26 protein-coding genes and 1 riboswitch are annotated in these 25,969 nt (G+C 46.7%); of the genes, 13 read left to right on the top strand and 13 right to left on the bottom strand.

Annotated elements, in window-relative coordinates; all coding sequences use genetic code 11:
• Positions 1–3: 3 nt before the first annotated feature.
• From NZ875_04090 to NZ875_04060, 7 genes are read right to left on the bottom strand one after another with little or no spacing between them, the layout of a single operon-like run.
• Entirely contained in the window at positions 4–1,419 is a 1,416-nt protein-coding gene (locus NZ875_04090) for an aldehyde dehydrogenase family protein (GenBank protein ID MCS7174918.1), read from the bottom strand.
• A 12-nt stretch (positions 1,420–1,431) separates the two neighbouring features.
• Positions 1,432–2,586, bottom strand: coding sequence for a UxaA family hydrolase (locus NZ875_04085; GenBank protein ID MCS7174917.1), 1,155 nt, complete (start codon positions 2,584–2,586; stop codon positions 1,432–1,434).
• 6 nt (positions 2,587–2,592) lie between these two features.
• The gene (locus NZ875_04080) at positions 2,593–2,874 is read right to left on the bottom strand and encodes a UxaA family hydrolase (GenBank protein MCS7174916.1); all 282 of its coding nucleotides are present in this window, start codon (positions 2,872–2,874) and stop codon (positions 2,593–2,595) included.
• On the bottom strand, positions 2,875–3,537 hold the full coding sequence (locus NZ875_04075; GenBank protein ID MCS7174915.1) for a transaldolase: 663 nt from the start codon (positions 3,535–3,537) through the stop codon (positions 2,875–2,877).
• 14 nt (positions 3,538–3,551) lie between these two features.
• Entirely contained in the window at positions 3,552–4,370 is an 819-nt protein-coding gene (locus NZ875_04070) for a carbohydrate ABC transporter permease (protein ID MCS7174914.1), read from the bottom strand.
• Positions 4,367–5,218 (bottom strand): sugar ABC transporter permease, encoded by an 852-nt coding sequence (locus NZ875_04065; GenBank protein MCS7174913.1) that lies wholly within the window; start codon positions 5,216–5,218, stop codon positions 4,367–4,369. Before NZ875_04065 ends, NZ875_04070 begins: the two co-directional genes overlap by 4 nt.
• Before the next feature lie 28 nt (positions 5,219–5,246).
• Positions 5,247–6,509 carry an extracellular solute-binding protein gene (locus NZ875_04060; protein MCS7174912.1) on the bottom strand — a complete coding sequence of 421 codons (1,263 nt, stop codon included), beginning with the start codon at positions 6,507–6,509 and terminating at the stop codon, positions 5,247–5,249.
• A gap of 162 nt (positions 6,510–6,671) precedes the next feature.
• Positions 6,672–6,774, top strand: a riboswitch (purine riboswitch).
• A gap of 46 nt (positions 6,775–6,820) precedes the next feature.
• Between NZ875_04060 and purE the strand changes: the two genes are divergently transcribed.
• Genes purE through purD form a run of 10 tightly spaced genes read left to right on the top strand, consistent with a single transcriptional unit; the run spans position 6,821 to position 16,926 of the window.
• The gene (gene purE, locus NZ875_04055) at positions 6,821–7,291 is read left to right on the top strand and encodes a 5-(carboxyamino)imidazole ribonucleotide mutase (GenBank protein ID MCS7174911.1); all 471 of its coding nucleotides are present in this window, start codon (positions 6,821–6,823) and stop codon (positions 7,289–7,291) included.
• A 4-nt stretch (positions 7,292–7,295) separates the two neighbouring features.
• Positions 7,296–8,000 (top strand): phosphoribosylaminoimidazolesuccinocarboxamide synthase, encoded by a 705-nt coding sequence (locus NZ875_04050; protein ID MCS7174910.1) that lies wholly within the window; start codon positions 7,296–7,298, stop codon positions 7,998–8,000.
• 5 nt (positions 8,001–8,005) lie between these two features.
• On the top strand, positions 8,006–8,260 hold the full coding sequence (purS, locus tag NZ875_04045; GenBank protein MCS7174909.1) for a phosphoribosylformylglycinamidine synthase subunit PurS: 255 nt from the start codon (positions 8,006–8,008) through the stop codon (positions 8,258–8,260).
• Complete coding sequence (purQ, locus tag NZ875_04040) at positions 8,257–8,961, top strand: phosphoribosylformylglycinamidine synthase I (protein ID MCS7174908.1); 705 nt, start codon at positions 8,257–8,259, stop codon at positions 8,959–8,961. The genes purS and purQ overlap by 4 nt, the downstream gene beginning before the upstream one ends.
• Positions 8,948–11,128 (top strand): phosphoribosylformylglycinamidine synthase subunit PurL, encoded by a 2,181-nt coding sequence (purL, locus tag NZ875_04035; GenBank protein ID MCS7174907.1) that lies wholly within the window; start codon positions 8,948–8,950, stop codon positions 11,126–11,128. The genes purQ and purL overlap by 14 nt, the downstream gene beginning before the upstream one ends.
• Positions 11,125–12,510 carry an amidophosphoribosyltransferase gene (purF, locus tag NZ875_04030; GenBank protein MCS7174906.1) on the top strand — a complete coding sequence of 462 codons (1,386 nt, stop codon included), beginning with the start codon at positions 11,125–11,127 and terminating at the stop codon, positions 12,508–12,510. The genes purL and purF overlap by 4 nt, the downstream gene beginning before the upstream one ends.
• Before the next feature lie 4 nt (positions 12,511–12,514).
• Positions 12,515–13,528 (top strand): phosphoribosylformylglycinamidine cyclo-ligase, encoded by a 1,014-nt coding sequence (purM, locus tag NZ875_04025; protein ID MCS7174905.1) that lies wholly within the window; start codon positions 12,515–12,517, stop codon positions 13,526–13,528.
• On the top strand, positions 13,525–14,160 hold the full coding sequence (gene purN / locus NZ875_04020) for a phosphoribosylglycinamide formyltransferase (protein ID MCS7174904.1): 636 nt from the start codon (positions 13,525–13,527) through the stop codon (positions 14,158–14,160). The genes purM and purN overlap by 4 nt, the downstream gene beginning before the upstream one ends.
• The gene (purH, locus tag NZ875_04015; protein ID MCS7174903.1) at positions 14,157–15,671 is read left to right on the top strand and encodes a bifunctional phosphoribosylaminoimidazolecarboxamide formyltransferase/IMP cyclohydrolase; all 1,515 of its coding nucleotides are present in this window, start codon (positions 14,157–14,159) and stop codon (positions 15,669–15,671) included. Before purN ends, purH begins: the two co-directional genes overlap by 4 nt.
• Before the next feature lie 10 nt (positions 15,672–15,681).
• A complete protein-coding gene (gene purD, locus NZ875_04010; GenBank protein MCS7174902.1) occupies positions 15,682–16,926 on the top strand; it encodes a phosphoribosylamine--glycine ligase in 1,245 nt (414 codons plus the stop codon).
• Here purD and NZ875_04005 read toward each other — a convergent pair.
• Genes NZ875_04005 through NZ875_03990 form a run of 4 tightly spaced genes read right to left on the bottom strand, consistent with a single transcriptional unit; the run spans position 16,923 to position 20,743 of the window.
• Positions 16,923–17,750 carry a carbohydrate ABC transporter permease gene (locus tag NZ875_04005; protein ID MCS7174901.1) on the bottom strand — a complete coding sequence of 276 codons (828 nt, stop codon included), beginning with the start codon at positions 17,748–17,750 and terminating at the stop codon, positions 16,923–16,925. The genes purD and NZ875_04005 overlap by 4 nt on opposite strands.
• On the bottom strand, positions 17,747–18,628 hold the full coding sequence (locus tag NZ875_04000; protein MCS7174900.1) for a sugar ABC transporter permease: 882 nt from the start codon (positions 18,626–18,628) through the stop codon (positions 17,747–17,749). The genes NZ875_04005 and NZ875_04000 overlap by 4 nt, the downstream gene beginning before the upstream one ends.
• 5 nt (positions 18,629–18,633) lie before the next feature.
• Positions 18,634–19,455 carry an amidohydrolase family protein gene (locus NZ875_03995; protein ID MCS7174899.1) on the bottom strand — a complete coding sequence of 274 codons (822 nt, stop codon included), beginning with the start codon at positions 19,453–19,455 and terminating at the stop codon, positions 18,634–18,636.
• A 46-nt stretch (positions 19,456–19,501) separates the two neighbouring features.
• A complete protein-coding gene (locus NZ875_03990) occupies positions 19,502–20,743 on the bottom strand; it encodes a sugar ABC transporter substrate-binding protein (GenBank protein ID MCS7174898.1) in 1,242 nt (413 codons plus the stop codon).
• 131 nt (positions 20,744–20,874) lie between these two features.
• On the opposite strand from NZ875_03990, the gene NZ875_03985 reads away from it, so the two are divergent.
• Positions 20,875–21,912 carry an ROK family protein gene (locus tag NZ875_03985; protein ID MCS7174897.1) on the top strand — a complete coding sequence of 346 codons (1,038 nt, stop codon included), beginning with the start codon at positions 20,875–20,877 and terminating at the stop codon, positions 21,910–21,912.
• A 1-nt stretch (position 21,913) separates the two neighbouring features.
• Here the strand turns inward: NZ875_03985 and NZ875_03980 are convergent, their stop codons facing one another.
• Positions 21,914–22,636 carry a radical SAM protein gene (locus NZ875_03980; protein ID MCS7174896.1) on the bottom strand — a complete coding sequence of 241 codons (723 nt, stop codon included), beginning with the start codon at positions 22,634–22,636 and terminating at the stop codon, positions 21,914–21,916.
• 47 nt (positions 22,637–22,683) lie between these two features.
• Between NZ875_03980 and rbsK the strand changes: the two genes are divergently transcribed.
• Positions 22,684–23,583 (top strand): ribokinase, encoded by a 900-nt coding sequence (gene rbsK / locus NZ875_03975; GenBank protein ID MCS7174895.1) that lies wholly within the window; start codon positions 22,684–22,686, stop codon positions 23,581–23,583.
• Positions 23,583–24,284, top strand: coding sequence for a YjjG family noncanonical pyrimidine nucleotidase (locus tag NZ875_03970; protein ID MCS7174894.1), 702 nt, complete (start codon positions 23,583–23,585; stop codon positions 24,282–24,284). The genes rbsK and NZ875_03970 overlap by 1 nt, the downstream gene beginning before the upstream one ends.
• Here NZ875_03970 and NZ875_03965 read toward each other — a convergent pair.
• A complete protein-coding gene (locus NZ875_03965; GenBank protein MCS7174893.1) occupies positions 24,236–25,939 on the bottom strand; it encodes a M3 family oligoendopeptidase in 1,704 nt (567 codons plus the stop codon). The genes NZ875_03970 and NZ875_03965 overlap by 49 nt on opposite strands.
• Positions 25,940–25,969: the final 30 nt, after the last annotated feature.

The raw sequence follows: 25,969 nt of genomic DNA, 5'->3' as shown, positions 1-25,969 counted from the left end.
GCATCACTTCCCTGTTTCAACAACGATGCATTTTATTTCAGTCATTTCCTCGATGGCGAATCTGACGCCTTCTCTTCCCAGGCCGCTCATTTTGTACCCACCGTATGGCATGAAGTCTGCTCTGTACCTCGCCGTTTCGTTGACGATGACCCCTCCAAACTGGAGTTCCTCTATGGCTTTGAAAGCTTCTTGCAAGTTGTTCGTGAATATTGCAGCTTGCAAGCCATATTTAGTCGAATTGGCTTCGTGGATGGCTTCTTCAAGGCTTTCGAACTCGTTGACTGCCACGGCTGGTCCAAAAAGTTCTTCGGTCATGATGAACGTTCCTTTCGGCACCTGAGCGAGTACCGTAGGTTGAATCAACGTACCTGTACGTTCTCCACCTGTCACGAGTTTTGCACCTTTTCGAACGGCTTCATTGAGCCATTCTTCTATCCTTCCGGCGTTCGCTTCGTCTATCACCGGCCCCATGTCCGTGCTCTCATCCCTAGGATCACCTACTTTCAAAGATTCCACACTGATTTTGAGCATAGAGAGGAATTCATCGAAGATTTTCTTGTGTACGTACACCCTCTGAACGGATATGCAAACTTGTCCAGCTATCGAAAAACCACCTGAAACTGTGGCTTTCACAGCTTTCGTGATGTCGGCACTCTCACACACGATCATCGGTGTGTTCGAACCCAACTCCATACACAGTTTCTTCAAACCGGCTTCTTTCGCGATCGTTTCACCTGTTGAAACACTGCCCGTGAAACTCACAACTCTGACGCGTGGATCTTTGACGAGTTTCATACCGACTCTACTGCCACTACCAGTTATCACGCTGAGTGCTTCTGGAGGCATACCAGCTTCCAAAAGGAGTTCACCGAGAACGATCGTACTCAAGGGGGTCTTCGTTGCAGGTTTGACGATCACCGCGTTACCTGCAGCTATGGCTGGTCCAACTTTGTGAGCACACAGAGCTAGTGGAACGTTGAACGGTGTGATGGCAACGACTACACCGGCTGGTTCTCGTACGAAGTATCCACGCTTCGATTCAGAACCCTTCAGACTGTCAAAAGGAAGAGTCTCACCGTGAATCCTGCGAGCTTCTTCTGCACACATTTTGAACAACTCGGCGGTCCTTATGACTTCACTTCTAGCTTCTCGTTTCGTCTTGCCAACCTCCAAAACCAACAGATCGGTGAGCTTTTCAAGGTTGCTCATGATCAACTTCGCGGTTTTTTCAAGGATCTCTGCCCGCTTCCACGACGGCGTCTTTTTCATGACTGTAGCACCTTCAACAGCTTTGGAAAGTGCCCTTTCTATGTCTTCATCGCTCGCGTCAGGAACTACATCCACGACGCTTCCATCGTAGGGAAAAACCACCGGAAGTTCCTTACCCCCCACCTTCTCACCAGCCACGAGCATTTTCATCCTCTCATCACCTCACGCACTCGGATAGAGCTTCGTTGGTACAAACTCTCTGTGGTGCAGAATTTCAGCCTTCACGAGTTTACCTTCAGCGGTCTCTACGACGTGGTTCCATATCAACTCAGCAGCCTCATCGAGGCTGATCTCGAGTTGAAGTAGGCGAGAGACATCTACATCGATGTGTTCCCACATGTTTTCAGCTGTTTTCGGATTAGCAGTTATTTTGATCACAGGTATTATCGGATTTCCTATAGGATTTCCTTGGCCAGTCGGGAACAAGTGAATCACGGCACCAGCTGCTGCGAACAGGGTCACAGCTTCTGCTGCTGCGGAAGATGTGTTCATGAAGAAAAGTCCACGTCCAGTGGGTGGTTCTGCGTAATCAAGGACACCATCTATCAGAGCCCCACCTATCTTCTGTAAATTTCCAAGGGCCTTTTCCTCGATCGTGCTGAGACCACCCGCTATGTTCCCCTCCGTAGGTTGTGAGCCGAGCAAATCCACCCCTTGAGACTTTATCAGCTTTTGGTATTCTTCGAACATCTTCAGAAATCTCTCCCTATCCTTTTGCTTTTTGAACCTGCTCGCCACGATGTGTTCCGCTCCGGTCAGCTCCGTCGTCTCGCCGAACAGTACGGTTCCACCGATCTCCAAGAATTTCTCGGTGAAACGGCCCACTGCCCTGTTCGATCCGAGACCTGACGTTGTATCGGATTCTCCGCACTTTAGACTTATCACGAGTTCATTCATATCTGCAGGCTCCCTCTTCAGTCTGGAAGCTTCTTCAACTAATCGAACGGCCGCTCGTGAAGCTTTCTCTATAGTTTTGAGCTGACCATGATGTTCTACCCAGAAGGCCTCCACAGGTTTATTCGATTTTGCGATCTCATCGGCGATTTTCATCGTCCACTTCGGTTCAACCCCTATGACGATCACCGCAGCGACGTTGGGATTTTTGCCCGTCCCTATCAAAGTTCGGAAGAACAGTTCGAGGTCTTCTCCAAACTGTAGGCGTCCATACGGGTGTGGCACGGCCAGAGTGCCATAAACGTTTTTTTCCACCCCTTCGGCAACCGCGTTGGATATATCGTCTACGGGCAATATCAGTACATGGTTTCTCACGCCAATCCTTCCATCTTTTCTCCTGTAAGCGAGTATCGATCTTTTCACGACGTTTCACCCCCACCTTAAACTCCGCAAATTGTGAACGTGAACGTGAGAACCTTTCGGTATATGTTGAAGTGCGAAACCTATCTTTTCACCGTACTCAACCACATGTTCTCCCTTCTCTATATCTTTGAGTGCGATCTTGTGACCAAGGGGTATATCCTCTAAAACGGTGATTCTGTACTCTTGATTCGTTTCGAGGCACCGTCCGAAAACTGTCTCACCTTTTTTGAGGTCTCTCACGGCAACACCCACATGATCGATCGGTTTGTGAACCAGAAAGTGCACCATTCACATCCCTCCCAGCTTGTTCCACGATTCTTTGAATATGTTCAGACCGAGTTCAACGTATGGATTTTCGAATGCCCTTTTGTAAACTTCCCACGAAGCAGTGACGATGTCCGCTCCAGCCAGAGCAGCATCGGCTATGTGTTTCGAAGACCTGATCGCCGCGACCAATATCTTCGATTGATAATTGTAATTTTTCACAGCTTTGACCACCTTCGCTATGAGATCTGTATCCGTTTCACCCCTCTCTTCCCGCCACCCGACGAACAAACTGATGATGTGGGCGCCCAAACGAGCAGCGTTCACTGCTTGAAAGACGGTGAAAACCAGCGTTGTGTTGACTTTGATCCCTTCTTTGGATAGTTGTGCCAAAGCTTCGAATCCTGATTCTGTGGCAGGTATCTTGATGACAAAGTTCTCGCACAGACTCGCCAGATACCGAGCTTCCTTCATGATCTCCTTTGCATCCGTTAAGTGTGGATTCACTTCGATGCTCACAGAGATATCGGTACCTTTGATCAGATTTTTGATTTGAGATGCGAACTCACCGACTTTCAGACCGGCATTCGCCAAGTGTCTTGGATTTGTAGTTATTCCGTCGATGTTCCAGTGCTCTATGGCGTAGGAGATCTCATCGAGCTTGGCACTGTCCAAAAAAAATTTCATACCTTCACCTCCGCTCAGCCTTTCAATCCACCAGTCCATAAACCTTTCAAAATGTATCTTTGAAATCCCAAAGTTATGGCGAACACGGGTAAAAGCATTATCGTAGAACTTGCAGAAAGCTGTCCCCATAAAGGTGCGTATTGACCGAGGAAGGCGTTGATCACTATCGGGGCCGTTTTGGCATTCGGTCCAGTCAAAACGAGTGCGTAGAGAAACTCATTCCAAGACATGAGAAACGCAAAGACGAAGGCGACGACCAATCCTGCAGAAGATAACGGGAGTGTTATTCTCCAGAAAACTCCGAACATTTTACAGCCGTCGATTCTGGCAGCTTCTTCGTAATCTCTCGGCACGCTCGCAAAGAAAGGTATCAAGAGTGCAAGAACATAGGGTAAGTTAAAACTGATGTGCGCCACGCTCAATCCAACGATGTTATCTTTCAAGCCAAGAGTTCTGAACAGTAAGTAGAAAGGGAGGGCCAACGTGATTTGAGGTATCATTCTGGTGAGCAAGATCGCTATGAGGAGTAAAAATTTTAGTTTGAAATCGAACCTCGTGAATCCAAACGCAGCCAGGGAGGCGAAAAAAACTGATGTTAAAGCCGATATGGTTGCTGCGGTGAAGGAATTTCTCAGCGACATTTTAAAGTCACGATTCGAAAAGATGAGATAGTAACTGTGCACCGTAGGTTTGAAATAGAAGGGACTTTTCGTCCATATATCTATGTCTTTTTTGAAGCCGTTGGTGATGATCACCAGTATGGGGACCAGCTCAACGGAGACGATGAATAAGGCTATGGCGAACAAAAAAAGCTTCAGCAGTCTTTTTTTCATGCCAGCTCACCACGCATGCTCCTTTTGATCAGTTGGTAGGTGATCAGCAGAGAAACGATCATCAGGAACACTCCCAAAGCCGAACCATAGCCGATTTCACCAAATTCAAAGGCGCGCCTGTGTATATACAATGGTAACAGCATCGTGGCGTTCGAAGGCCCCCCGTAAGTCATGACGTAGACTTCCGAAAATATCCTGAGCGCGTCGATCAAGCGCAGTAACAACGCAGTCACGATCACTGGTTTTATCAGTGGTATGATGACCCAAAAGAGCCGTTGAAAAGGGGTGGCACCATCTAGTTGCGCCGCCTCCAAATATTCGTTCGGTATTGAGGTCAAACCTGCGTAGAGTACCATGAACATGAACGGCCACATGCGCCAAACGTCTTGAAGTACTACAGCAACGAAGGCAAAACGCACATCTGCAAGCCAAGCGGCAGGACCCAAAGAAATCTGTTTGAACAATTTGCCCAACATTCCATATTCAGGTTGAAGCATGAGCCTCCAAGTCAATCCAGAAACGACGGGTAGAACGTACACTGGGAGCATCAGGAGTGAACGTAACAGTCTTGAAAGAGGAAAATCCTTTAAGAACAGCAATGCCACAAGAAATCCTATGATGAGTTCAATTGGAATTGCAAGAGCCATGAAGGTGAATTGGAGCCTCAAAGAGTGTAGGAACAAACTGTCGTTGAACATTCTTGAGTAGTTCTCCAACCCGAGGAACTTCATCGTGCCTAACCACATCAAACGGCGGTTCGTGAAAGATAGATAGACGGCGTAAATGGCTGGAAAAATCGAAACGGCCATGACGACAACCGTTGCGGGTAGCACAAAGAATAAGTGCAAGGGGCGGTGTCCCCGCCCCCCTCTACCATCAGTATCCATATTTTTTGAGTAGTGCATTGATCTCGTTCACCATCCTGTCGATGGCCACTTCGGGAGCAACCCTACCACTTATAGCATCCAGCCAATGCGTTCTCACAATGGTTGAGACTTCTGGGTAATATTCAAATCTTGGTCTTTCGACTGCGTACATCATCGAGAGATATATGCCATTGAACCATGGTCTGTCTTTCAGAAATTCAGGGTCTTTGAGTAAAGATTCTCTCGCCGGTGTTAAACCTCTCGGTATCAGTTTCTTACCAGTCTCAATGGACATCCACCAGTATGCGAATTCTGCCGCAGCCGTTTTGTTCTTGGCAGCTTTTGGAATCGCGACGATCCAAGCTCCCCTGATTGCTGCCGTTTTTGCAGGTCCTGCTGGTGGTTGTGTGTACACTATTTTTCCGTAAACGAGCGATTTGTCAGGATTTTCCAGATCAGGTATCAGTGCCGGCCAGTTGAACATAGAAAATACTTTCCCACTCGAGAACGCAGCCATTCTTTCGGCATGACCGAAATCTAGAGCTCCTTCGGGAGCGTACTTGAGCAGTTTTTTGTAAAATTCAATCGCTTCTATAGCTTTCTTCTTATCGAGCACGACTCTGTATCCTCTCTCATCAACTTCGAGCACCTTTGTCCCAAAACTTTCGAACATCCATACAGCCTCACACGTGGCACCTTCCGTTGGCTTGGTGAAAGGAGCCCAACCGTAGATACCTTTCTTCGATAGAAATTCGCTCATTTCCAGTAGTTCTTGTAACGTTTTCGGAACTCTCATTTCGTAGCCGTACTGTGCCTTGAATTCATCTTTGTACCTTTCGATGATGTCTTTTCTGGTGAGCCATACATAGATATTCGCATTCACTGGTAACCCCATGAATTTACCTTTCCATTGCCCAGCCGACAGTGCGAGAGGCATGATGTCGCTCATGGGTGGTCGCAGGAAAAACTTGGTCTGTGGCCACTCATCGAACTCTATCAAGAGTGGCGCGACCATAGGGATGTTCGGTTCATCAACAGCGATTAAGTCATAATCAGCCGAGTTAGGACTCACACTCATGAGCGTTTTTTGAAGCAAAGTGCCACTGGGCACGAGTTCTAGATTGACTTTGATACCCGTTGCCTTTTCGAATTCAGCCAATCCGGCTCTCAAGGCTTGAGTGAGAGCATCGTCCCACAGCAGTACGTTCAACGTTGAAGCTTGTAAGAACGCGAAGGTCAAGATGGTGAGCAAGACTATAAAGCCCTTCTTCATAGTTACATCCCCCCTTATGTGGTAACGTTACCACATCTTATTCAACCATATCCTGTAGAACTTGTCAAGATCTTTCAACCTCATAGAAACTCTCATTAACTTTACGGCAACTTGTTTCTCATTGAGAAGCTGTGCTATCATAAAATTGAAAGTGAATATTTCCCTCCCACAGGGAGAGGCCCTTGTATAATCCCGAGAATATGGCTCGGGAGTCTCTACCGGACAGCCGTAAACTGTCCTGGCTACAAGGGCTCATTTCTTTTTCCGGTAGAGACCAAGGCCTACCGGATTTTTATTTTTTTGGAGGTGATATTTTGAAAGTGGCGATCGTTGTTGGAAGCTCTAGCGATCTTGCTCACGCGGAGCGTGCGGGAAAGCTCCTCGAAGAATTCGGAGTTCCTCACGAAATTTTCGTTTTGTCCGCGCACAGAACCCCCCTCGAGACTCTTTCGTTCGCGCAGAACGCTGAGAAGAACGGTTTTTCAGTGATCATCGCCATGGCTGGCAAGGCAGCGCATCTACCGGGTGTCATAGCGGCGAACACCACTCTGCCAGTGATAGGGGTGCCTCTGGCGGTTTCGCTGAACGGGTTGGACTCACTCCTCTCCATAGTGCAGATGCCGAGTGGTGTACCCGTTGCTTGCATGGGTATAGACGGAGCCGTCAACGCCGCTCTGTTTGCTGTAGCCATGTTATCGCTTAAAGACGAAAAGCTCTCACAGAGATTGAAAGATCATCGTGAAAAAATGAAACAAGAAGTTCTCAATTGGAAGAAGGGGTGAGAATATGAGAAAAGTTGAGATGATTTATGAAGGGAAAGCGAAGAAGGTCTACAAAACTGAAAGAGAAGGTTATCTGATAATTGAGTATAAAGACACCGCAACCGCTTTCGATGGTCAGAAAAAGGGTATCATCCCGAGCAAGGGCATCGTGAACAACAAAGTGTCGGCAGCGTTCTTTAAGTTGCTCGAGGAGAATGGTATTAAGACACATTTTGTTGAACTCCTCAATGACAGAGAGATGCTCGTGAAAGCCGTACAGATCATCCCGATAGAGGTGATAGTCAGAAACATAGCCGCAGGTAGTCTCTGTTCTAGGCTTGGATTAAAAGAAGGAACGGCGTTGAAATTTCCCATCGTTGAATTCACCTACAAGAACGATGAGTTGCACGATCCAATGATAAACCACTACCACGCCCTCGCCCTCGATTTAGCCGACGAAGAAGAGTTGCGTTTCATTGAACAAACGGCCCTCAAAGTCAACGAAATATTGAGATCGTACCTGGCCCAAAAAAATCTCGTATTGGTCGATTTCAAGCTGGAGTTTGGTCGGAGTGCGCATGGGATTTTACTGGCAGACGAGATATCTCCAGACACGTGTCGATTCTGGGATGCGACTACTCTCGAAAAGCTCGACAAAGACAGATTCAGACGCGACCTTGGCAAGGTTGAAGAAGCTTACTGGGAGATCTACAAGCGTATCTGTGAGTGAGGGCCATGTACAGAGTCACGGTACAGATACTCCCAAAGGAAGGCGTGTTCGATCCACAAGGCCAAACTGTTAAAGGTGCCTTGGAAAAACTCGGATTTGAAGGTGTTGAGAGTGTGCGAATGGGAAAGCTCATCGAACTAGTTTTGGACGTGAAAGGTGAACAAGAGGCGAAGGTCAGAGCCATTTCCATGTGTGAAAAATTGCTCGCGAATCCTGTGGTGGAATCTTACAAAATACTCAACGTGGAGGAAATTTCATGAGGGCTGCCGTGATAGTTTTTCCTGGTTCCAACTGTGATCGCGATACTTACCACGTTCTGAAGAATGTTTTTGGTGTAGATTGTCACTACGTGTTTCACGAAGAAAGATTTGCACCCACCGATTTCGATTTGATAGTCATACCTGGGGGATTTTCCTTCGGTGATTATCTCAGACCTGGCGCGATAGCAAGATTTTCACCAGTCATGTGGAGTGTTCAGGAAGCTTCAAGGATTGGAAAACTCGTCATGGGCATTTGCAACGGTTTTCAGATTCTCACCGAGGCAGGTTTGTTGTCTGGTAGTTTATTGAGAAACATCAATTTGAAATTTGTATGTCGAGAAGTGCATGTGAAAGTTGTCAACAACAGAACTCCCTTCACTTGTCTTTTTGAGGAAGGAGAAGTCATTCGCATGCCCATAGCTCACGGTGAGGGAAGGTATTTCCCATCTCCAAGCGGATTGAAACCAGATCAGATAGTACTTCAATATTGTGATGAGGATGGAAAAACGATCGATTCTACGAATCCCAACGGTTCGTACATGAACATCGCTGGGATCATCAACGAAGATGGGAACGTCTTTGGCCTCATGCCTCATCCTGAAAGATGTTGCGAAGATGTTTTAGGGAATACTGATGGAAAAAGGTTCTTCGAATCGATCTTAACTTATGTTTCTCGGAGGCGTGTCTATGCAACGAGTTGAGATGTTCGGTCTCACCGAGATGGAGTATGAGCTCATTTTGAAAAAACTCGGCAGAGAACCAAACGAGACAGAGCTTTCGATGATCTCAGTGATGTGGTCAGAACACTGTGGCTATAAGCATTCGAAAAGTTCTCTGCGAAGGTTGCCAACTCGTGGGCCCAGGGTGATACAAGGACCCGGTGAAAACGCAGGAGTTGTGGATATAGGCGATGGTCTTGCGGTCGTTTTTAAAATGGAAAGCCACAACCATCCCTCCGCAGTTGAACCGTTCCACGGTGCCGCCACGGGTGTTGGAGGGATCGTGAGGGATGTTCTCGCGATGGGTGCAAGGCCCATCGCTTTGCTTGATTCGCTGAGGTTCGGAGATCCAACATCAGCTCGAGTGAAATATCTGTTCCACGGTGTGGTGTCGGGTATCTCTTTCTATGGAAACTGTATAGGGGTCCCGACCGTTGGCGGAGAAGTCTATTTTCATTCGTGTTATTCACAGAACCCATTAGTGAACGTGATGTGTGTGGGTTTGGTCGAGAAGAAACATTTGAAGTTTGCGAGAGCTTCGAAATCGAATGCTTCGCTGTTGTTGGTTGGATCACTCACTGGACGTGATGGCATCGGTGGAGCAAGTTTTGCTTCGGAGAATCTTTCGGACGATAGTGAGAAAAAGCGTCCCTGTGTTCAGATAGCCGATCCGTTCATGGAGAAGCTCCTCATCGAAGCCTGCGTTGAGTCAGCCACACTCGATTGTGTGCTTGCCATTCAAGATCTCGGGGCTGCTGGCTTGACCTCAGCTTGCTCTGAAGTCGCTGCAAAAGGTGGAAAAGGTGTGTTGGTGGACCTTTCTCTTGTTCCAGTGCGTGAAGAAGCCATGACGCCACGAGAGATCTTGCTGTCTGAGTCACAAGAGCGCATGTTGCTGGTGGTAGAAAAGGGTTTTGAAGAAACTGTTGCGAAAATCTTCAAAAAATGGGGTTTAAGGGCTTCCAAAATAGGTGAAATCGTCGATGATGGTTTCTTCACTGCCATCTACGATGGAAAGATCGTGGTCCGATTGCCAGTGAAATTACTGACGGAAGCGCCGATCATCGAACTCAAACCGAGTGCAATGTTACGAAGAAGGACCACCGAGTTGAATGTTCCCATCCCCAAGGATCTAAATACTGTCTTTCTGAAAATTCTTGGCAGTCCAAACGTTTGTAGTCGCAAATACATCTTCGAACAGTACGACCACATGGTGGGAATCGATACGGTACTCAGACCCGGACACGATGCCGCGATCATCAGAATAAAAGGAACAAACAGAGCGATAGCGACTGTTACCGACTGCAATCCGCTGTACTGTTCGGTGGATCCTTACATCGGTGCACAGATGGCAGTTTGTGAGGCGGCGAGAAATTTAGTGGTGGTCGGCGCGGAACCTTTAGGTATAACTGATTGTTTGAACTTCGGTGATCCTGAAGATCCCACAGTCGCATATGCCTTTGAAAGGACCATCGATGGAATCAAGGACGCAGCTGAAACTCTGAACATACCAGTTGTGAGTGGCAACGTGAGTTTCTACAACGAATCTGACGATTCAAGAGTTCATCCCACACCAGTCATAGGCATGGTTGGAATCATAGAAGATCTTTCTAAAATCTGTTCCGCCGCCTTCAAGCGGTCAAACGATCTCATCGTGTTGCTTGGACCTTTAGAGAGTGGAGAGAGTTTGTGCGAATATGTGAGGTTGATTCATGGGATCGAGGATGCACCAGTGCCAACGATCGATCTGATGTTTGAAAAAAGGCTGCATCGAGCTCTACTCAGGGCTATAAAAAAAGATCTGTTGAGTTCTGCACACGATGTTTCTGAGGGTGGTTTAGCGGTGGCCTTGGCTGAATGTTGCATCTTGGGAAACGTTGGAGCAAGTTGCGAGATCGAGAGCCGATCGAGAACAGATTTTCTCCTCTTCGGTGAACGTCCATCCCGAATAGTGGCGAGTCTGTCTGAAGAAAATCTATCAGAGTTCGCTAGATTGATGAATGATGAGAGTGTACCGTTCACCATCGTTGGACGGGTCGGTGGAACGAGCCTTGTGATCAAAGTGAACGGAAAAACGCTCATCGAAGAGGAAGTGTCCAAAATGAAATCGGTGTATGAACGTTCCCTCGAGAAGCTGGTGAACGAATGAAAGAAGCCTGCGGCCTATTTGGTATCTTTTCACCGAGTTTTGATCCTAAAATTTCGAAGCTGGTTTATTACGGACTCATCGCTCTACAACACAGAGGTCAAGAGAGTGCGGGTATAGCCGTATCCGATGGACGAAGGATCAAATTTCACAAAGGCTTGGGGTTAGTCAACGAGGTCTTCAACGAAGAGATTTTAGATGAATTGTCCGGTCAACTGGCCGTGGGGCACGTTAGGTACTCGACTACTGGTTCGAACCTTTTCGATAACGCACAGCCGATCGTCGTTGAATGGAAGGGAAAAACGATCGCGGTTGTTCACAACGGAAACCTCGTGAATGCGAAGGAACTCAGAACTCGCATGACAACCAAGCATATAACCTTTCGCACAACGACCGATAGCGAGCTATTGGCCCTTCAATTGCTCGAATCTCAAACGGATCTCGCTCAGGCGTGTTTGGATCTCATGAACATCGCTAAAGGGGCTTACTGTTTGCTGATCATGGATGATCAAAGACTTCTGGCGGTGAGAGATCCTAAAGGTTTCAGACCCCTCTGTATGGGATCTTTGAACGATAGAATCGTCTTCGCCTCGGAAACTGTGGCTCTAGATACAGTTGGTGCCAAGTTCATCAGAGAGATCGAACCTGGGGAAGTTGTGGTGGTGGATAAAGACGGTTTGGAGACTCTTATGATCGATTCTTCAACCGAATCGTTTTGTATTTTTGAATTCGTCTATTTTGCTAGACCGGACAGTTTCTTCAAAGGTAAAAGCGTCTATTCAGTTCGCGAGATGGCGGGAAGACTTCTCGCGATGGAACAACCAGTAGAGGCAGATATCGTCGTGGGTGTACCGGATTCTGGAACGATCGCGGCGATAGGTTATGCCAGTCAATCCGGCATAAACTACGGAATGGGCTTGATCAAGAACAGATATGTAGGGAGGACCTTCATACAACCTTCCCAAAAGCTCAGAAGCCTGGGAGTCAAATTGAAATTGAACGCACTGAAGGATTTGGTCAAAGACAAAAGGGTCGTTTTGGTGGACGATTCGATCGTGAGAGGCACAACCATGAGTCAAATCGTGCAGATGCTCAAGGATGTGGGAGCGAAATCCGTTCATGTGAGGATCGCCTCACCTCCCATAAGGTACAGTTGCTACTTCGGCGTTGATACTTCGGACAGAAGGGAACTCGTGGCATCGGTGCTCGCTGAAAAGGAGATAGAACGAATGATAGGTGCTGACTCACTTGGATATCTGAGCATGGAGGGATTGTTGAAAGCCACAGGGATGTCGCGTGAACATCTTTGCCTTGCGTGCTTCGACGGATCCTACCCGGTTGAGGTACCTTGCGAGAACACGAAGTACTTGTTCGAGAAAGGATGAGAGGATGTTTAGATCTTACAAAGAAGCTGGCGTTGATCTCGATGCGGCCAATAAAAACGTTGAATTCATCAAGCGTCTTGCGCGTTTCACCTACACGAAGGAAGTTCTGGGCGATATAGGTTCGTTCGGAGGTTTTTACGAGTTACCTTCAGGTTACGACAAACCAGTGTTGGTGTCTGGTGCCGACGGAGTGGGAACCAAGTTGAAGATAGCCTTTCTCATGGATAAACACGACACTGTGGGCATCGATTGTGTGGCGATGTGTGTGAACGATGTGTTGGTACACGGCGCAAAACCACTCTTCTTCCTAGACTACATAGCCACTGCAAAACTCGAGCTTGATCGATTACAGTCGATCATCAAGGGCATCGTGGAAGGTTGCTTACAAGCTGGTTGTGCGTTGATCGGTGGTGAGACGGCCCAAATGCCAGATTTTTACAAAGAAGGAGAATACGATTTGGCAGGGTTCGCCGTGGGTATAGTCGAGCGGGAAAAGCTCATCGATGGCTCAAGAGTGGTGGAAAACGATGTGATACTCGGCTTGGCTTCGAGTGGAATGCACAGCAACGGATTTTCACTCGCAAGAAAGGTGCTATTTGAGCACTACACGATCGATAGCTATATAGATGAACTTGCGAAAACTTTGGGAGAAGAGTTGCTAACCCCAACGCGGATATATGTGAAAAGTGTCTTGAAGGCGTTGAGCCCAGCGATCCATGCCATGGCCCACATAACGGGTGGGGGCATCCTCGAGAACATACCGAGGGTTCTGCCGAACGGATTGGAAGCGAGGATAGACAGAACATCGTGGAGTGTTCCTTTCATATTCCAGCTCATTCAACGACTCGGTGATTTAAGCGATCGGGAGATGTTTCGAACTTTCAACATGGGCATCGGCTTTGTCTTGATAGTCGATCGAGATCAAGCCGACGAGATTGCAAAAAAGTTGAAAGAGGAAGGAGAGCAGGTGTGGTTTTTGGGTGAAGTGAAACGTGGTGAAAGGGGAATCGTTCTTTGAGTAGGTTGTCTTTAGGTGTTTTGGTGTCTGGTACTGGTTCGAACATGGTCGCGATCGTTCGAAGATGCTTGACTCAAGAGATACCAGCCACAGTTTCAGTTGTGATAAGCAGTAGAGAGAACGCCCCAGCTTTGGAGAAGGCCAGAAGTTTCGGTATACCCACTTATATCGTGAGAAAGAAGGACTTCAAAGATCAAGTCGAATACGAAAGCAAGATGATAGAGATTCTCAATTCTTACGGGGTTGACCTGGTGGTCTTGGCAGGCTTTTTGAACATCCTCTCCCCACATTTCATAAGTGCTTTCAGATGGAGAATCATGAACGTTCATCCCTCACTCATACCCGCATTCTGTGGTCCTGGATACTATGGTATGAGAGTGCACGAAGCCGTTTTGCAGTATGGTGTAAAGATCACCGGTGTGACGATCCATTTCGTGGACGAGAGCGTCGATGGAGGACCGATCATCCTCCAGAAAGCTGTTGAAGTGCTCGACGAGGATACACCTGAAACGCTCGCGGAGAGGGTGAAGAACGTCGAGCATGAATTGCTTCCTCAAGCGATCAAGTTGTTCGCCGAAGGCAGATTGAAGATCGAGGGAAGAAGAGTGCTGATCAGGAGGGAAAGTGTGTGAAGAATGCTTTGATATCGGTGTGGGATAAAAGTGGTATCCTCGACCTTGTGGGCGAGCTTGCCAGACTCGGTTTCACCATAATGAGTACAGGGGGTACAGCAGAATATTTGCTTAAAAATGGTGTGGCCGTCGTACCAACCTCGAGCATCACCTCGTTCAACCAACTGTTGGGGGGTAAGGTGAAAAGCCTTCATCCATACATCCATGCAGCGATCTTGGCTGACCGCGATGATCCGAACCAAATCGGAGAACTCGAAAGGTTGGGAATAGAACCCATCGATGTGGTTGTGGTCAACTTCTATCCGTTCAAAAATGCCATCGAAGAGAAGAACGATTTGGATGAGATAGTTGAATTCATTGACATCGGTGGACCTGCGATGTTGCGTGCGGCGGCCAAGAATTTCAAGCACGTTGTACCGCTGTGTGACGTTTCGGATTACGGCTGGGTCGCCAAAAAATTGAAGGATGGTTCCTTATCTTTAGAAGATAGACTGAAACTCGCATGCAAAGCTTTTCAGTACAGTGCTTGGTACGATGCCATTGTTTCGTCCTATTTCTCTAGATTTGCAGAAGAATTCTTCCCGCAGCTTTTAACTCTCACCTACGAAAAGGTTTGTGAGCTTCGTTACGGTGAAAATCCACACCAGAAGGCGGCGCTCTACAAAGATCCGTTGTCGAGAGATGGTATAGTGAACGCACAAAAACTACACGGTAAAGAATTGTCCTTCAACAACCTCGTCGATGCTGATTCTGCATCCTCCACAGTGAAAGAATTCGATGAGCCTTGCTGTGTCGTTGTAAAACATGCAAATCCATGTGCCGTCGCGTGTGCAGAAACTTTATTACAAGCCTTCGAGAAAGTATTGTCAGCAGATCCAGTATCGATCTTCGGAGGGATCATTGCTTTCAACAGAACGCTCGATGGTGAAACGGCACAAAGAATGGCTGACATTTTCCTAGAGGTTGTCGTTGCCCCCTCTTACAGCGAGGAAGCTTTATCGATACTTAAGAAAAAGAAAAACTTAAGATTGCTGAGGGTCAGTCTCGAAGAAAAGGTTGACATTTACGATTTAAGAAAGTTGTCTGGTGGTTTGCTCTTCCAAACTCCCGATGAGATCGATTATCGAGAGTTGAGGATAGTCAGTCAAAGAAAGCCAACAGAAAAAGAGCTACGAGATTTGTTGTTCGCATGGAAGGTCGTAAAACACGTCAAGTCGAACGCCATCGTGCTTGCCAAGGATCGAAGCACCCTCGCCGTTGGTATGGGGCAACCGAACAGACTCTGGCCTACGGAACATTGTTTGAGGATCGCAGGTGAAAATTCTAAAGGATCAGTGTTAGCCTCCGACGCATTTTTTCCCTTTCCCGACGCGGTGGAACTCGCAGCGAAGAGTGGGGTTTCGGCCATCATCCAACCTGGAGGTTCCATCAGGGACGATGAAGTGATCGAAGTTGCAAACAAATATGGCATGGCGATGGTTTTCACGGGGACACGTCATTTCAAACACTGAGGTGATCTACATGAAGATCTTGGTTGTCGGCGGCGGTGGTCGGGAGCACGCGCTTGTTTGGAAGTTTTCGCAAGAAAAAAGTTTAGAGATACTTTGTGCCCCAGGAAACGGTGGCATATCGTTGAACGCAAAGTGCTTCGATGCGCGAACGGTTCACGATATATTGGAACTCGCGTTGAAAGAGCGTGTGGATTTAACCGTGGTTGGTCCTGAGGCATACCTCGCGGAAGGTTTAGTCGATGAGTTCGAAGCGAAAGGTTTGAAAGTTTTCGGACCGAATAGAAAAGCTGCAAAGATTGAGAGCAGCAAAGTTTTCGCTAAATGCCTGATGGAAAAGTACGGTGTGCCCACGGCAAGGTTCAGAGTATTCGATGACGCCGTGCAAGCAGAAAGGCACATCGAGACGTGCGAATTTCCAATAGTGATAAAGGCAGACGGACTGGCGCAAGGGAAGGGGACCTACATCGCTTTGAATCATCACGAAGCCCTTCGAGCGATCGATTCACTCATGAGAAAGCGAATTTTCGGTGAGGCTGGAAAGATGATCATCATCGAAGAGTTTCTCTCAGGAAGAGAAGTGAGCTTGATGGTCTTGAGTGACGGTGAAGATTTCGTACCGCTTTTGAGTGCCATGGATTACAAAAGAGCTCACGATCACGACCGAGGCCCGAACACCGGTGGTATGGGAGCCGTTGCTCCGGCACCTCATTACAGCGAAGAAATTTTCGAAATGGTGAGAAGGAACGTTCTTGAGAAACTCTCACTTGCGTTTCAAAAAGAGGGCATCATCTACAAAGGGATACTCTACATCGGCCTCATGATCACAAACCAAGGGCCAAAAGTGTTGGAGTTCAACGCGAGATTTGGCGATCCTGAAACTCAAGTTGTACTTCCACTAATGAAGACGAATCTCAGTGAAATATGTTTCGCTGTAGTTGAGGGCAAATTGTCAAAACTCAAGCTCGACTGGTTGGATGAAAAATGTGTGTGTGTTGTTCTGGCCAGTGCGGGGTATCCAGGGGACTACGAAGTTGGTTTCACCATAGAAGGCTTAGAATTAGTTGAGGTTCTGATTTTCCATGCTGGTACGAAACTTGTAGACGGCAGATTCATCACGAGCGGAGGTAGAGTGCTCAACGTCTGTGCGACGGCAAAAACATACACAGAAGCTAGGGAAAGGGTGTACCGCGAGGTTCAAAAAATACATTTCAAAGGCGTACATTATAGAAAAGATGTCGCGTTGAACATGAATTAGGCTTTCAAACCCGTCAGCGTCACACCTTTTATGAGATACCTTTGCCCCAGCAGGAATGCCACTATGGATGGTAACACACCCATCATCGCTGCGGCCATGAGCAGATTCCATGTGGTACCATACATGCCTTGAAAACTTGCAAGCCCCAAAGTTATGGTCTTCATCGAATCTTTGCTCACAACCACGAGTGGCCAGAGGAGATTGTTCCATTGGAACACGAACGTGAAGATGGCCAAAGTGGACACAGCAGGGATAGAGAGCGGCAGAATTATTCTAGAATAGATGTAAAACCTCGAGGCACCATCTATTCTCGCAGCGTCTTCGTAGTCTTTGGGTATGGTCAAGAAAAATTGTCTCAATAGAAAAACTCCGAAGGCTGTGAAAACGTTCGGCAGAATCAGACCAGTGTAAGTGTCGGTCAACCTCAGCAACTTTATGAGGATGAAGTTCGGAATCATCGTGACTTGACCTGGTATCATGAGAGTCGCTAGATAGAGCAGGAAAAGTTTGTCTCTGCCAGGGAAGTTCAATCTCGCGAACGCATAAGCACTGAGCGAAGCGACCAGCAGATGTAAAAACGTTATACAGCTTGAAACGATCAAACTGTTCAGAAGATACCTTCCAAACGGAACGACCGACCAAACTCGGGAGTAGTTCTCCCAGAGAGGTTCACGCGGTATCCATTTGGGTGGATATTCGAACACTTCCCCTAAACTCTTCAAAGATGTAGAAAACATCCAAAAGAAAGGAATCAACATGAAGAAAGCTACCAAGACCATTATGGAGAACAAGAACCAATTTAGAATTCTTTCTTTGATTCTCATTCGTAATATACCCACCTTTTTTGATATTTGAACTGAATGAACGTTGCGATGAAGATTGCGCCGAATAGAATCCAAGCGACCGCAGCGGCATAACCCATTCTGAACCATTGAAAAGCGTTGTTGTAAATGTAGTAAACGATCGTGTTGGTTGCGTTACCTGGCCCTCCCCCCGTCAGCACGTAAGCTTGATCGAACACTTGAAAAGAAGCTATGACGTTGATGACGATCACAAAGAAAGTGGTTGGGGAGAGCAACGGCAGCGTGATGTGAAGGAAAATCTTCCAACTGTTTGCTCCATCGAGCTTAGCGGCTTCGTAGACTGTGGAAGGAATAGATTGTAGTCCCGCCATGAAGAGAACCGTTGAGAACCCAACATCTTTCCAAACGCTGAGTATCACGATGGCGGTGAGGGCCCACCTCGGATGTGACAACCATCTTGGAAGATTTGAAACCCCTATGTGATAGAGAAAATCGTTCAGAAGGCCAAAGTCTGCGTTGAAAATCCATCTCCAAACCATAGCAGCGGCAACCGTCGGTATTATCACAGGCAAAAACACGACAGCTCTGAAGAAGGTTCTACCTGGAACGTTCCTAACCAGAATGAGTGCGAATAGCAAACCCAATAGCACACGGGTTGGAACTGTGCCAACCACGAACCAAAGAGTGTTCTTGAAAACCAAGTGGAAAGTCTTATCTTCAAAAAGTAACCTGGTAAAATTCTTTAGTCCAACGAAGGTGGGTTGGGTCAGCATGTCCCACTCGAAGAAACTCAAGCCCAAAGAAAACAACACCGCTCCAAAAACGAAAATCGTGAAACCGACGAAACCGGGCAATAAGAAAAACCATGCTGCAAGAGCTTCTTTTTTCCTGAGTGTCATTCGAACTATTCCTCCACATCAAAAATTCTCGCCGCGTTGCTGTACATGATCGCATCGATCTCCTCATAACTCAAGCCCATGGCACGGAGCGAATCGTACCAGCAAATAACCTCCGTCGGCATCTTTTCGATGTTGCTGTCGGTTCCGAACAAGACTTTGCTCACTGAAATCTCTCTCTTTATGTATTTACCTTCTATGATGTGTCTCCTCACCACCTCTCCACCGGAAACATCGAAGAAGACGTTCTTTCTCCATCTCGCTATAGCACATGAAACCATGTACTCTGGCCAGCCTAGGTGAGCACCTATGATCTTCAACTTCGGAAAAGTGTTGGCTATCGTGTCAAGGAATATGGATCTCATCCTGGCCGACGATTTGCCTTTCAGTATCTGCTGTATTTGGTCTTCATATTCACTCATCGCACTCCGCTCTTGTAGAAGATAATCCACCGGCCCACCTATGATGCCTGTGTGGAACAGCACGACCATGTTGTTCCGTTCGGCTTTCTCGTAGAATGGAAAATAAGAAGGATCGTCGTAGTCCTTCGCGGTGAGGATGACTTTCAGACCAGCAAACCCCCTGTTTTTGTATTCGTCCACGATATCTGGTTTCTCACTGTCCATGTCGATACGTGCGAGACCCAAGAAGATATCGGGATATTCCTTGAAAGCCCTCTCCACCAAATGGTTGGATCCAAAATTTCCGATCAAAACGATCTTCTTCACATTGAATTCTTGAGCATATTCCAATAAACGTTCCACTCTCTCTGTGTATTCGTCATCTCTGCTCACGAAATGAACGTGGACGTCAAAGACGCGTTGGACCACTCAATCATCTCCTTTGAAAGCGCGGTGCAAACGCACCGCGCGAGGATCACCAGGTTCCAAATTTCTTTATCATTTTGTTCACTTCTTCAGTGACGTATTCAAGCACTTCAACCGTCGATTTTTGACCAGTCCAAACGTAGTCCAATTCTCGAGTGACGTACTCAAATATTTCCCACCAGCCAGGGATCTGTGGGAACTTGACACCGAAGCTCGTTTCAGTGAAGAATATCAATCTTTCTTGTTCACTTGGTGGGTTGTTCGTGAAAGCTTTCACTGTCTCAGGCGTTCTCATCGCTGGTACTGCGTCTCCACTCTTGGCGAATATGGCTTGCCCTCTTGGACCGCAGAGAAATTGCATGAACTTCCATGCTGCTTCTTTGTTCTTGGATTTTGAGTACATGACGAAACCAGCACCACCGAGCGTGTTGGTTCTCGTCACTTTGTAAGGCAGTGGGGCAACCCCGAACTTCAAGTTCTTGTTCGTCAAGAACATGTTTATTTGAGCGGCGTTCGTCAAAACCATAGCCACACGACCTGTGGTGAAAAGTTCGGCAGCTGAGCCAAGCTGTGCGAGTTCAGCGATCGATGGAGCAACCTTGTAGCTCAGGATCATATCGGCTATGAACTGGATAGCCTCAACCGCTGCCCTTTCGTTGAGTGTGCAACGCGTTGGATTGTCATAGTTATCAACAATTCTACCGCCGTTCATGTGTATCCATAAGTGCCACTTGTTTCTTTCAAGTACTACTCCCCACTGAGTCACTCTACCGCGTGCATCCCTCTTGGTGAGTCTTCTGGCGGCATCCAAGAATTTCTGCCAATCCCAGGAGTAGTCAGGATAAGGTACGCCGGCTTCGTCGAACAGATCTCTGTTGTAAAAGAGCACAGTGGTGTCGTTGTCACGTGGAAATCCATAGATGCGTCCTTTGTACATGAACGTACTCAGAAGTTCTTGGTTGTAAGCTTTAACCGGGAAATTCGATTTCTCAATGTAAGGTGTGAGATCTTCGAGCACACCTTTGGCCGCCCAACTTGGAATCGTGTGTAAGAACATCACATCTGGGGCATCCTCAGCGGCCATCATGGCTTGGATCTTGTCAAAATACGTTGACCAAGGATAGTTGATGATCTCAATTTGAATGTCTGGATTTTCAGCTTGAAATTGCTTCACGATTTCTTGATAGGGAGGAAGCTCTGCAGGTGAACCCCAGAACGAAAACCTTATTTTTGTTGCAGAGAATGCGTAGATTGCCACTACTGTTAAAATCAACGCCACAAACCTCTTCATAACGTCACCCCCTCGAAATGATGTTCACCGATTTTTAATCTATCACCTTTCAACTCTTATGTCAAGTCTTGAAATAAGTCGTGACATAACATCTTCGATCGGTTTGATATAATTCAGCTGGTGTGGGATAGATGAGCAGGATAAGGAACTCTTCATTCCTCAGGTCGAGCAACTTGAGAGTTGTGCTCAGAGAAATTTTAAAGCATCAACCCATATCCAAAGCGGCGCTTGCGAAGAAACTGCAAGTTGGTCATTCAACTGTGGCTCAACTTTTGAAACCTTTGATCGACCAGAAGATAGTTGTAGAAACAATGTTGGGTGTTTCAACGGGCGGTCGCCCACCTATGCTCTTGAAAATCGATTCCGAAGCAGTTTTAGGAATAGTGGTTGATCTATCTAGCCACAGAGTCAGAATAGCTCTCATGAACTGTGCACTGGAAACGATCGATGTTGGCCACGTTGAGTTGAGTGAAGATATTTATACTGGCCTCGAATCGATCGTGCGAGAATCGAAGCGGTTGCTCGAAAGCATCAACCGAGCGAGGATGCTCGGCATGTGTGTCGCGATCTCTGGAGTTATGAATCCAGAGACTGGCAAGATAAGCAGTAGTTTGATCAAAGGTTTAGAAACGGTGAGATTGGCAGACTACTTAAAATCAGCGTTAGAAATACCGGTGTTCATCGAAAACGATGCGAATCTATCGGCTCTGGGGGAGTTCATGAAAATGGACAAGGAGACGAGCAACATGTTCTACATCCACATGGGTGAAGGGCTAGGCGGTGGCTTGATAATCGATAGAAGCATATTCCGCGGTGATAGAGGTTACGCTGGAGAGATCGGTAGGATCGTTTACAACACCGAGCCATTCGAGACCGTTGGTGATGCATACGCGAAGATGTTGAAGAAAGAGAATCTCAGCGAAGATGATATTGTCAGATTGCTCTCCACGATAGTTTTGAATGTGGTATCCACTCTTGACGTGACACATTTCGTGGTCGGAGGAACGGGAGTCAATATCACCGATAAGATCCTCTCACAGGTTGAAAGAACGGTCAAGGACAATTTCTATGGTTTCGATATCGAGATAAGAAAATCCACCAATAACCCTGTCCTAACAGGGGCTATGGAATACTTGGTTGAGAAAAGCTTGGCAAATTTTCATTTCTGATTCACACGACTTCGAGGAAGTTTCTGAACACGTTCGCAACAGCATTCATGGTTTCTTTCCTGAGCCACCTTGCCCAACCATATTTTTGGTAAATTCTTTCAACCTGCCAAGTGTAGTTCATCCCATCGATCGATACCTTGTCCACATATTTCGACAGTTCCCTGGCCAGTTTTTCGGGGTTCATGGGCAGAATCGGACCAACGAAAACGGATACGTCTACACCAGCTCTTTTCAACTGTGAGAGTGCTTCAAATCTTTCTTCTATGGGGCTCGCGTTCGGTTCTAAAATTCGTCTGACTCTATCATCATCGGTCGTGATGGTGATGGTGACTTTTACATTCGAATCGATCAAGAGATCGATGTCTCTCAAAACGAGGCTCGATTTTGTTAGGATATGAGCCGATTTGAAATGAGAGTTGATCAGTTCTAAAATTCTGCGTGTCAGTTGGTAGCGCTCTTCTAGTGGTTGGTATGGATCACACACGCTTGAAAGGAGTATCGGTCCCTTCAAATGTGGCATTTCTCTTTCGAAGATTTCAACGGCATTGACTTTCACGAAGATATCTTTACCCCAAACACCTGCCATTTTCTTGAAAGGACCTATGAATCTTGCATAACAGTACAAACAACCATGCTCACAACCGATGTATGGGTTGACAACGTATCTCGCTATGGGAATCTTTGTTGGGGTTGCCAACTTTTTGACGAACAGCTCCTGCACCATTTTCAGATACAATTAAACTACAGAGATCGAACGGGAGGACGAGAGTCATGATCGCAGTGGTTGGAAGTAACAACGTTGATCTGGTTTTGACCGTGGATCACTTCACAGAACCTGGAGAAACTCAAAGATGCATTTCTTACAACCGCTTTCCGGGAGGTAAAGGTGCCAACCAAGCGGTTGCTTGCAAGAAACTCGGGGCAAGTGTCTACTTTTTAACGTGTGTAGGAAACGATGGAAATGGAGATTTTTCGTATAAAACTCTGCTCGATGCTGGCCTTGAGAAAGGCCTTGTTCGTGTCGAGCTTCCGAACGGTTTTGCGATGATTGAGGTCACACGTGAAGGAAAAAACAGAATAATCATCTTCCCAGGTGCCAACGCTTCAATGAATGTCGAATTGGTTCAGAAGCATCTCGACGAACTTTTGAACGCCGATATCTTGCTCCTTCAGAACGAAATACCGTTCGATGTGAACCTGGAGATAGCAAGAAAATTCAAACAAAAAGGAAAGTTCGTCATATTTGATCCTGCGCCAGCGAGCAACATCGATGGGGAAATCTTCAAATACGTCGATATCATAACTCCCAACGAGGCTGAAGCTCAACAGATCACTGGAAAACAAGGGGAATCCGCCGCTGAGACTCTCCTCGAAATGGGATGCTCCAATGTTCTATTGAAACTTGGAGAAAAAGGTTGCCTCTTCGTTGGGCATCTGGGGAGATACAAACTTGACGCGTTCAAAGTGAAAGCTGTCGACACAACAGCCGCGGGTGACATATTCAACGCTGCATTCGCTGTTTGGTACGAGAAAACCGAAGATGTTTATGACTCTCTTCGTTTTGCTTCAGCGGCCGCCGCAATAAGTGTCACAAGACTCGGTGCACAGAGTTCTATTCCATCTTTTGAGGAAGTGATACGGTTTCTGAAAGAGCAGAGTGTGAAGGGATGATGAACTTGAGCTATCGCATGGTTTACTTCGATTTGGATGGCACACTGTTGGACTTTGCTCGATCAGAGAGAGAAGCTTTGACAGCTGTTTTCTCTACACATGGAGCGTTTCTGACTGAGAAAGAGATTGAAACTTATGTAGAGATAAACAAAAAATGGTGGAGATTTTTCTCTGAAGGTCGTTTTTCAAAAGAGGAAATAGTTGTGGCGAGGTTCAAAGAATTCATTTCTCTGTTGGGAAGATCTGATCTCGATGCACAGGAAATTTCGTGGCAATATCTGAGAAAATTGTCTCAAACCGCTCATTTCTTACCGGGAGCAGAAACGTTCTTGGAGAGGATGAAAGCATCCGGATTCAGAATGGCTGTGCTCACCAACGGGGTTCAAATGGTGCAAGAAAATAGAGCCAAGCTTTTAAAACTCGAAAGATTCTTCGAATTTATACTCACTTCAGAAGTTGCTGGTAAGCCAAAACCTGATCCGACGATGTTTTTCGTAGCATCCTCAAAGAGTGGGGTACCCTTGAAAGAGTCAGTTTACGTTGGAGACGATCCAATCATAGATTTTCTTGCCGCAAAGAATGCGGGAATAGATTTCATACTGATCGATCTAGATCAACTTCAAGCAGACTTTGAGGGTAACAAAGCTAGGTCTTACGGAGAACTCTTCAATTTATTGACGCGAGATTCTATCCAATCGTAGAGCCATTTGACAGTTGATTTGACAACTTCTTCGTTGAATGGTGAACCCAAGTCAGCGGCTTTGAGCAGTTGGTAGAACGACAAACTACCACCAAGATCGCAGAGTTTCAAATATCTATCGAATGCAGTGACTCGATCTTGAAAGAACTTTTGTAAAAATTGCATCGCACACAATTGAGCGATGACATAGTCAATGTAATAAAAGGGACTTTCATATATGTGGGCTTGTTGCTGCCAGAAACCTCCACTTTCCAGATAACGGTTACCTTCGTAATCTATCTCAGGCATGTACTTCATTTCGATCTGTCGCCAAACTTTTCTTCGCTCTTCTGGAGTGAGGGACGGATCTTCATACACCACGTGTTGAAATTCATCGACACTCACGCCGTACGCTATGAAGTTCAAACCACCCCAAGCATGTACGAGCCTGGCCTCTTCAGCACGTTCTTTGTAGAAAAGTTCTAACCATGGCCAGGCGAAAAACTCCATGCCCATAGAATGAATCTCACAAGCCTCGGCAGTGGGCCAGTAGTATTCGGGTACTTCAAAGTGCCGGCTCCTGTACACTTGAAAAGCATGACCCGCCTCGTGCGTCAAAACATCGACATCGTGTGCGGTACCGTTGAAATTGGCGAAGATGAACGGCATACCGTGATCGGGTATGAAATCGCAAAATCCTCCAGGATATTTACCCTCTCTGCTTTCCAAATCCATCAGACCGTTGTCCAACATGTAATCGAAGAACTCTTTCGTGTGCTTCGACATCTGTTCGTACATAGTTTTGGCTGACTTGACAATTTCGTGGAGATCACCTTGGGGCCGTGGATTTCCATCTCTCAAAAGGATCGGTCGATCGTAGTACTTCAATTCATCGATCTGAAGGATTTTTCGTTGCTGGTTCCTCAAATTTTGAATCAACGGTACAACGTGCCTTTGAACAACGTCTCTGAGCGATTTAACATCCTGTGGTGAATAATCGGATCTCTTCATCCGAAGGTATGCAACTGGTACGAAGGATTTGAAACCAAGCTTGGTGGCGATTCGGTGCCTAACCTTCACAAGTTGATCGTAGATCTCATCCAGTTGTCTCTCGTTCTGTGCGAAAAACTGATATCTTGCTTCACATGCGCGTTTACGAACATCTCTTTCGGGTGACATCTCGAACGCCTTGAGCTGGGGTAAAGTGAGCTGACGGCCATCGAACTGAATTTTGGCTGAGGATATGAGCTTAGCGTAATCGTTGGACAGTTTGTTTTCTTCTATCAGGTCTTCAAGTATTTCCGGTACAAAGGTTTTGATGGTCATTTCAGCGATGTTGAAAAGCCGTGTTCCAAAGATTCTCTCGAGTTGGTCTCTCAGGCTAGATTTGATCAAAGCTTCATAGAAACGAAAGAGTAACGCTTCCGCTCTAGGAGCGGCCTCGTTGTAGAATTCTCGTTCTTTCGAGTAGAACTCGTCCCTCGTGTCCATGCAGTAACGAATGGTTGCCACACTCATAGCTGAGATAAAACTTTTCCTAATGTTGTTGATGAACTTAATGGACTCCACTGCTTGAGACAAATTCTTCGCTGTGGTCAGTTTCTCCAAAGATTCCATGAACTGTTGCTCGAGTTTTTCAAAGTCTGGTCTTTGATATACAATTTGTGAGAACTTCACGATCAACACCTCCCACGAACTATTTTGAGT

The sequence above is a fragment of the Pseudothermotoga sp. genome (assembly GCA_025060105.1).
GTDB lineage: Bacteria > Thermotogota > Thermotogae > Thermotogales > DSM-5069 > Pseudothermotoga_A.
The sequence above is the reverse complement of the archived record's forward strand: the minus strand, read 5'-3'. Positions and strand labels throughout refer to the sequence as shown.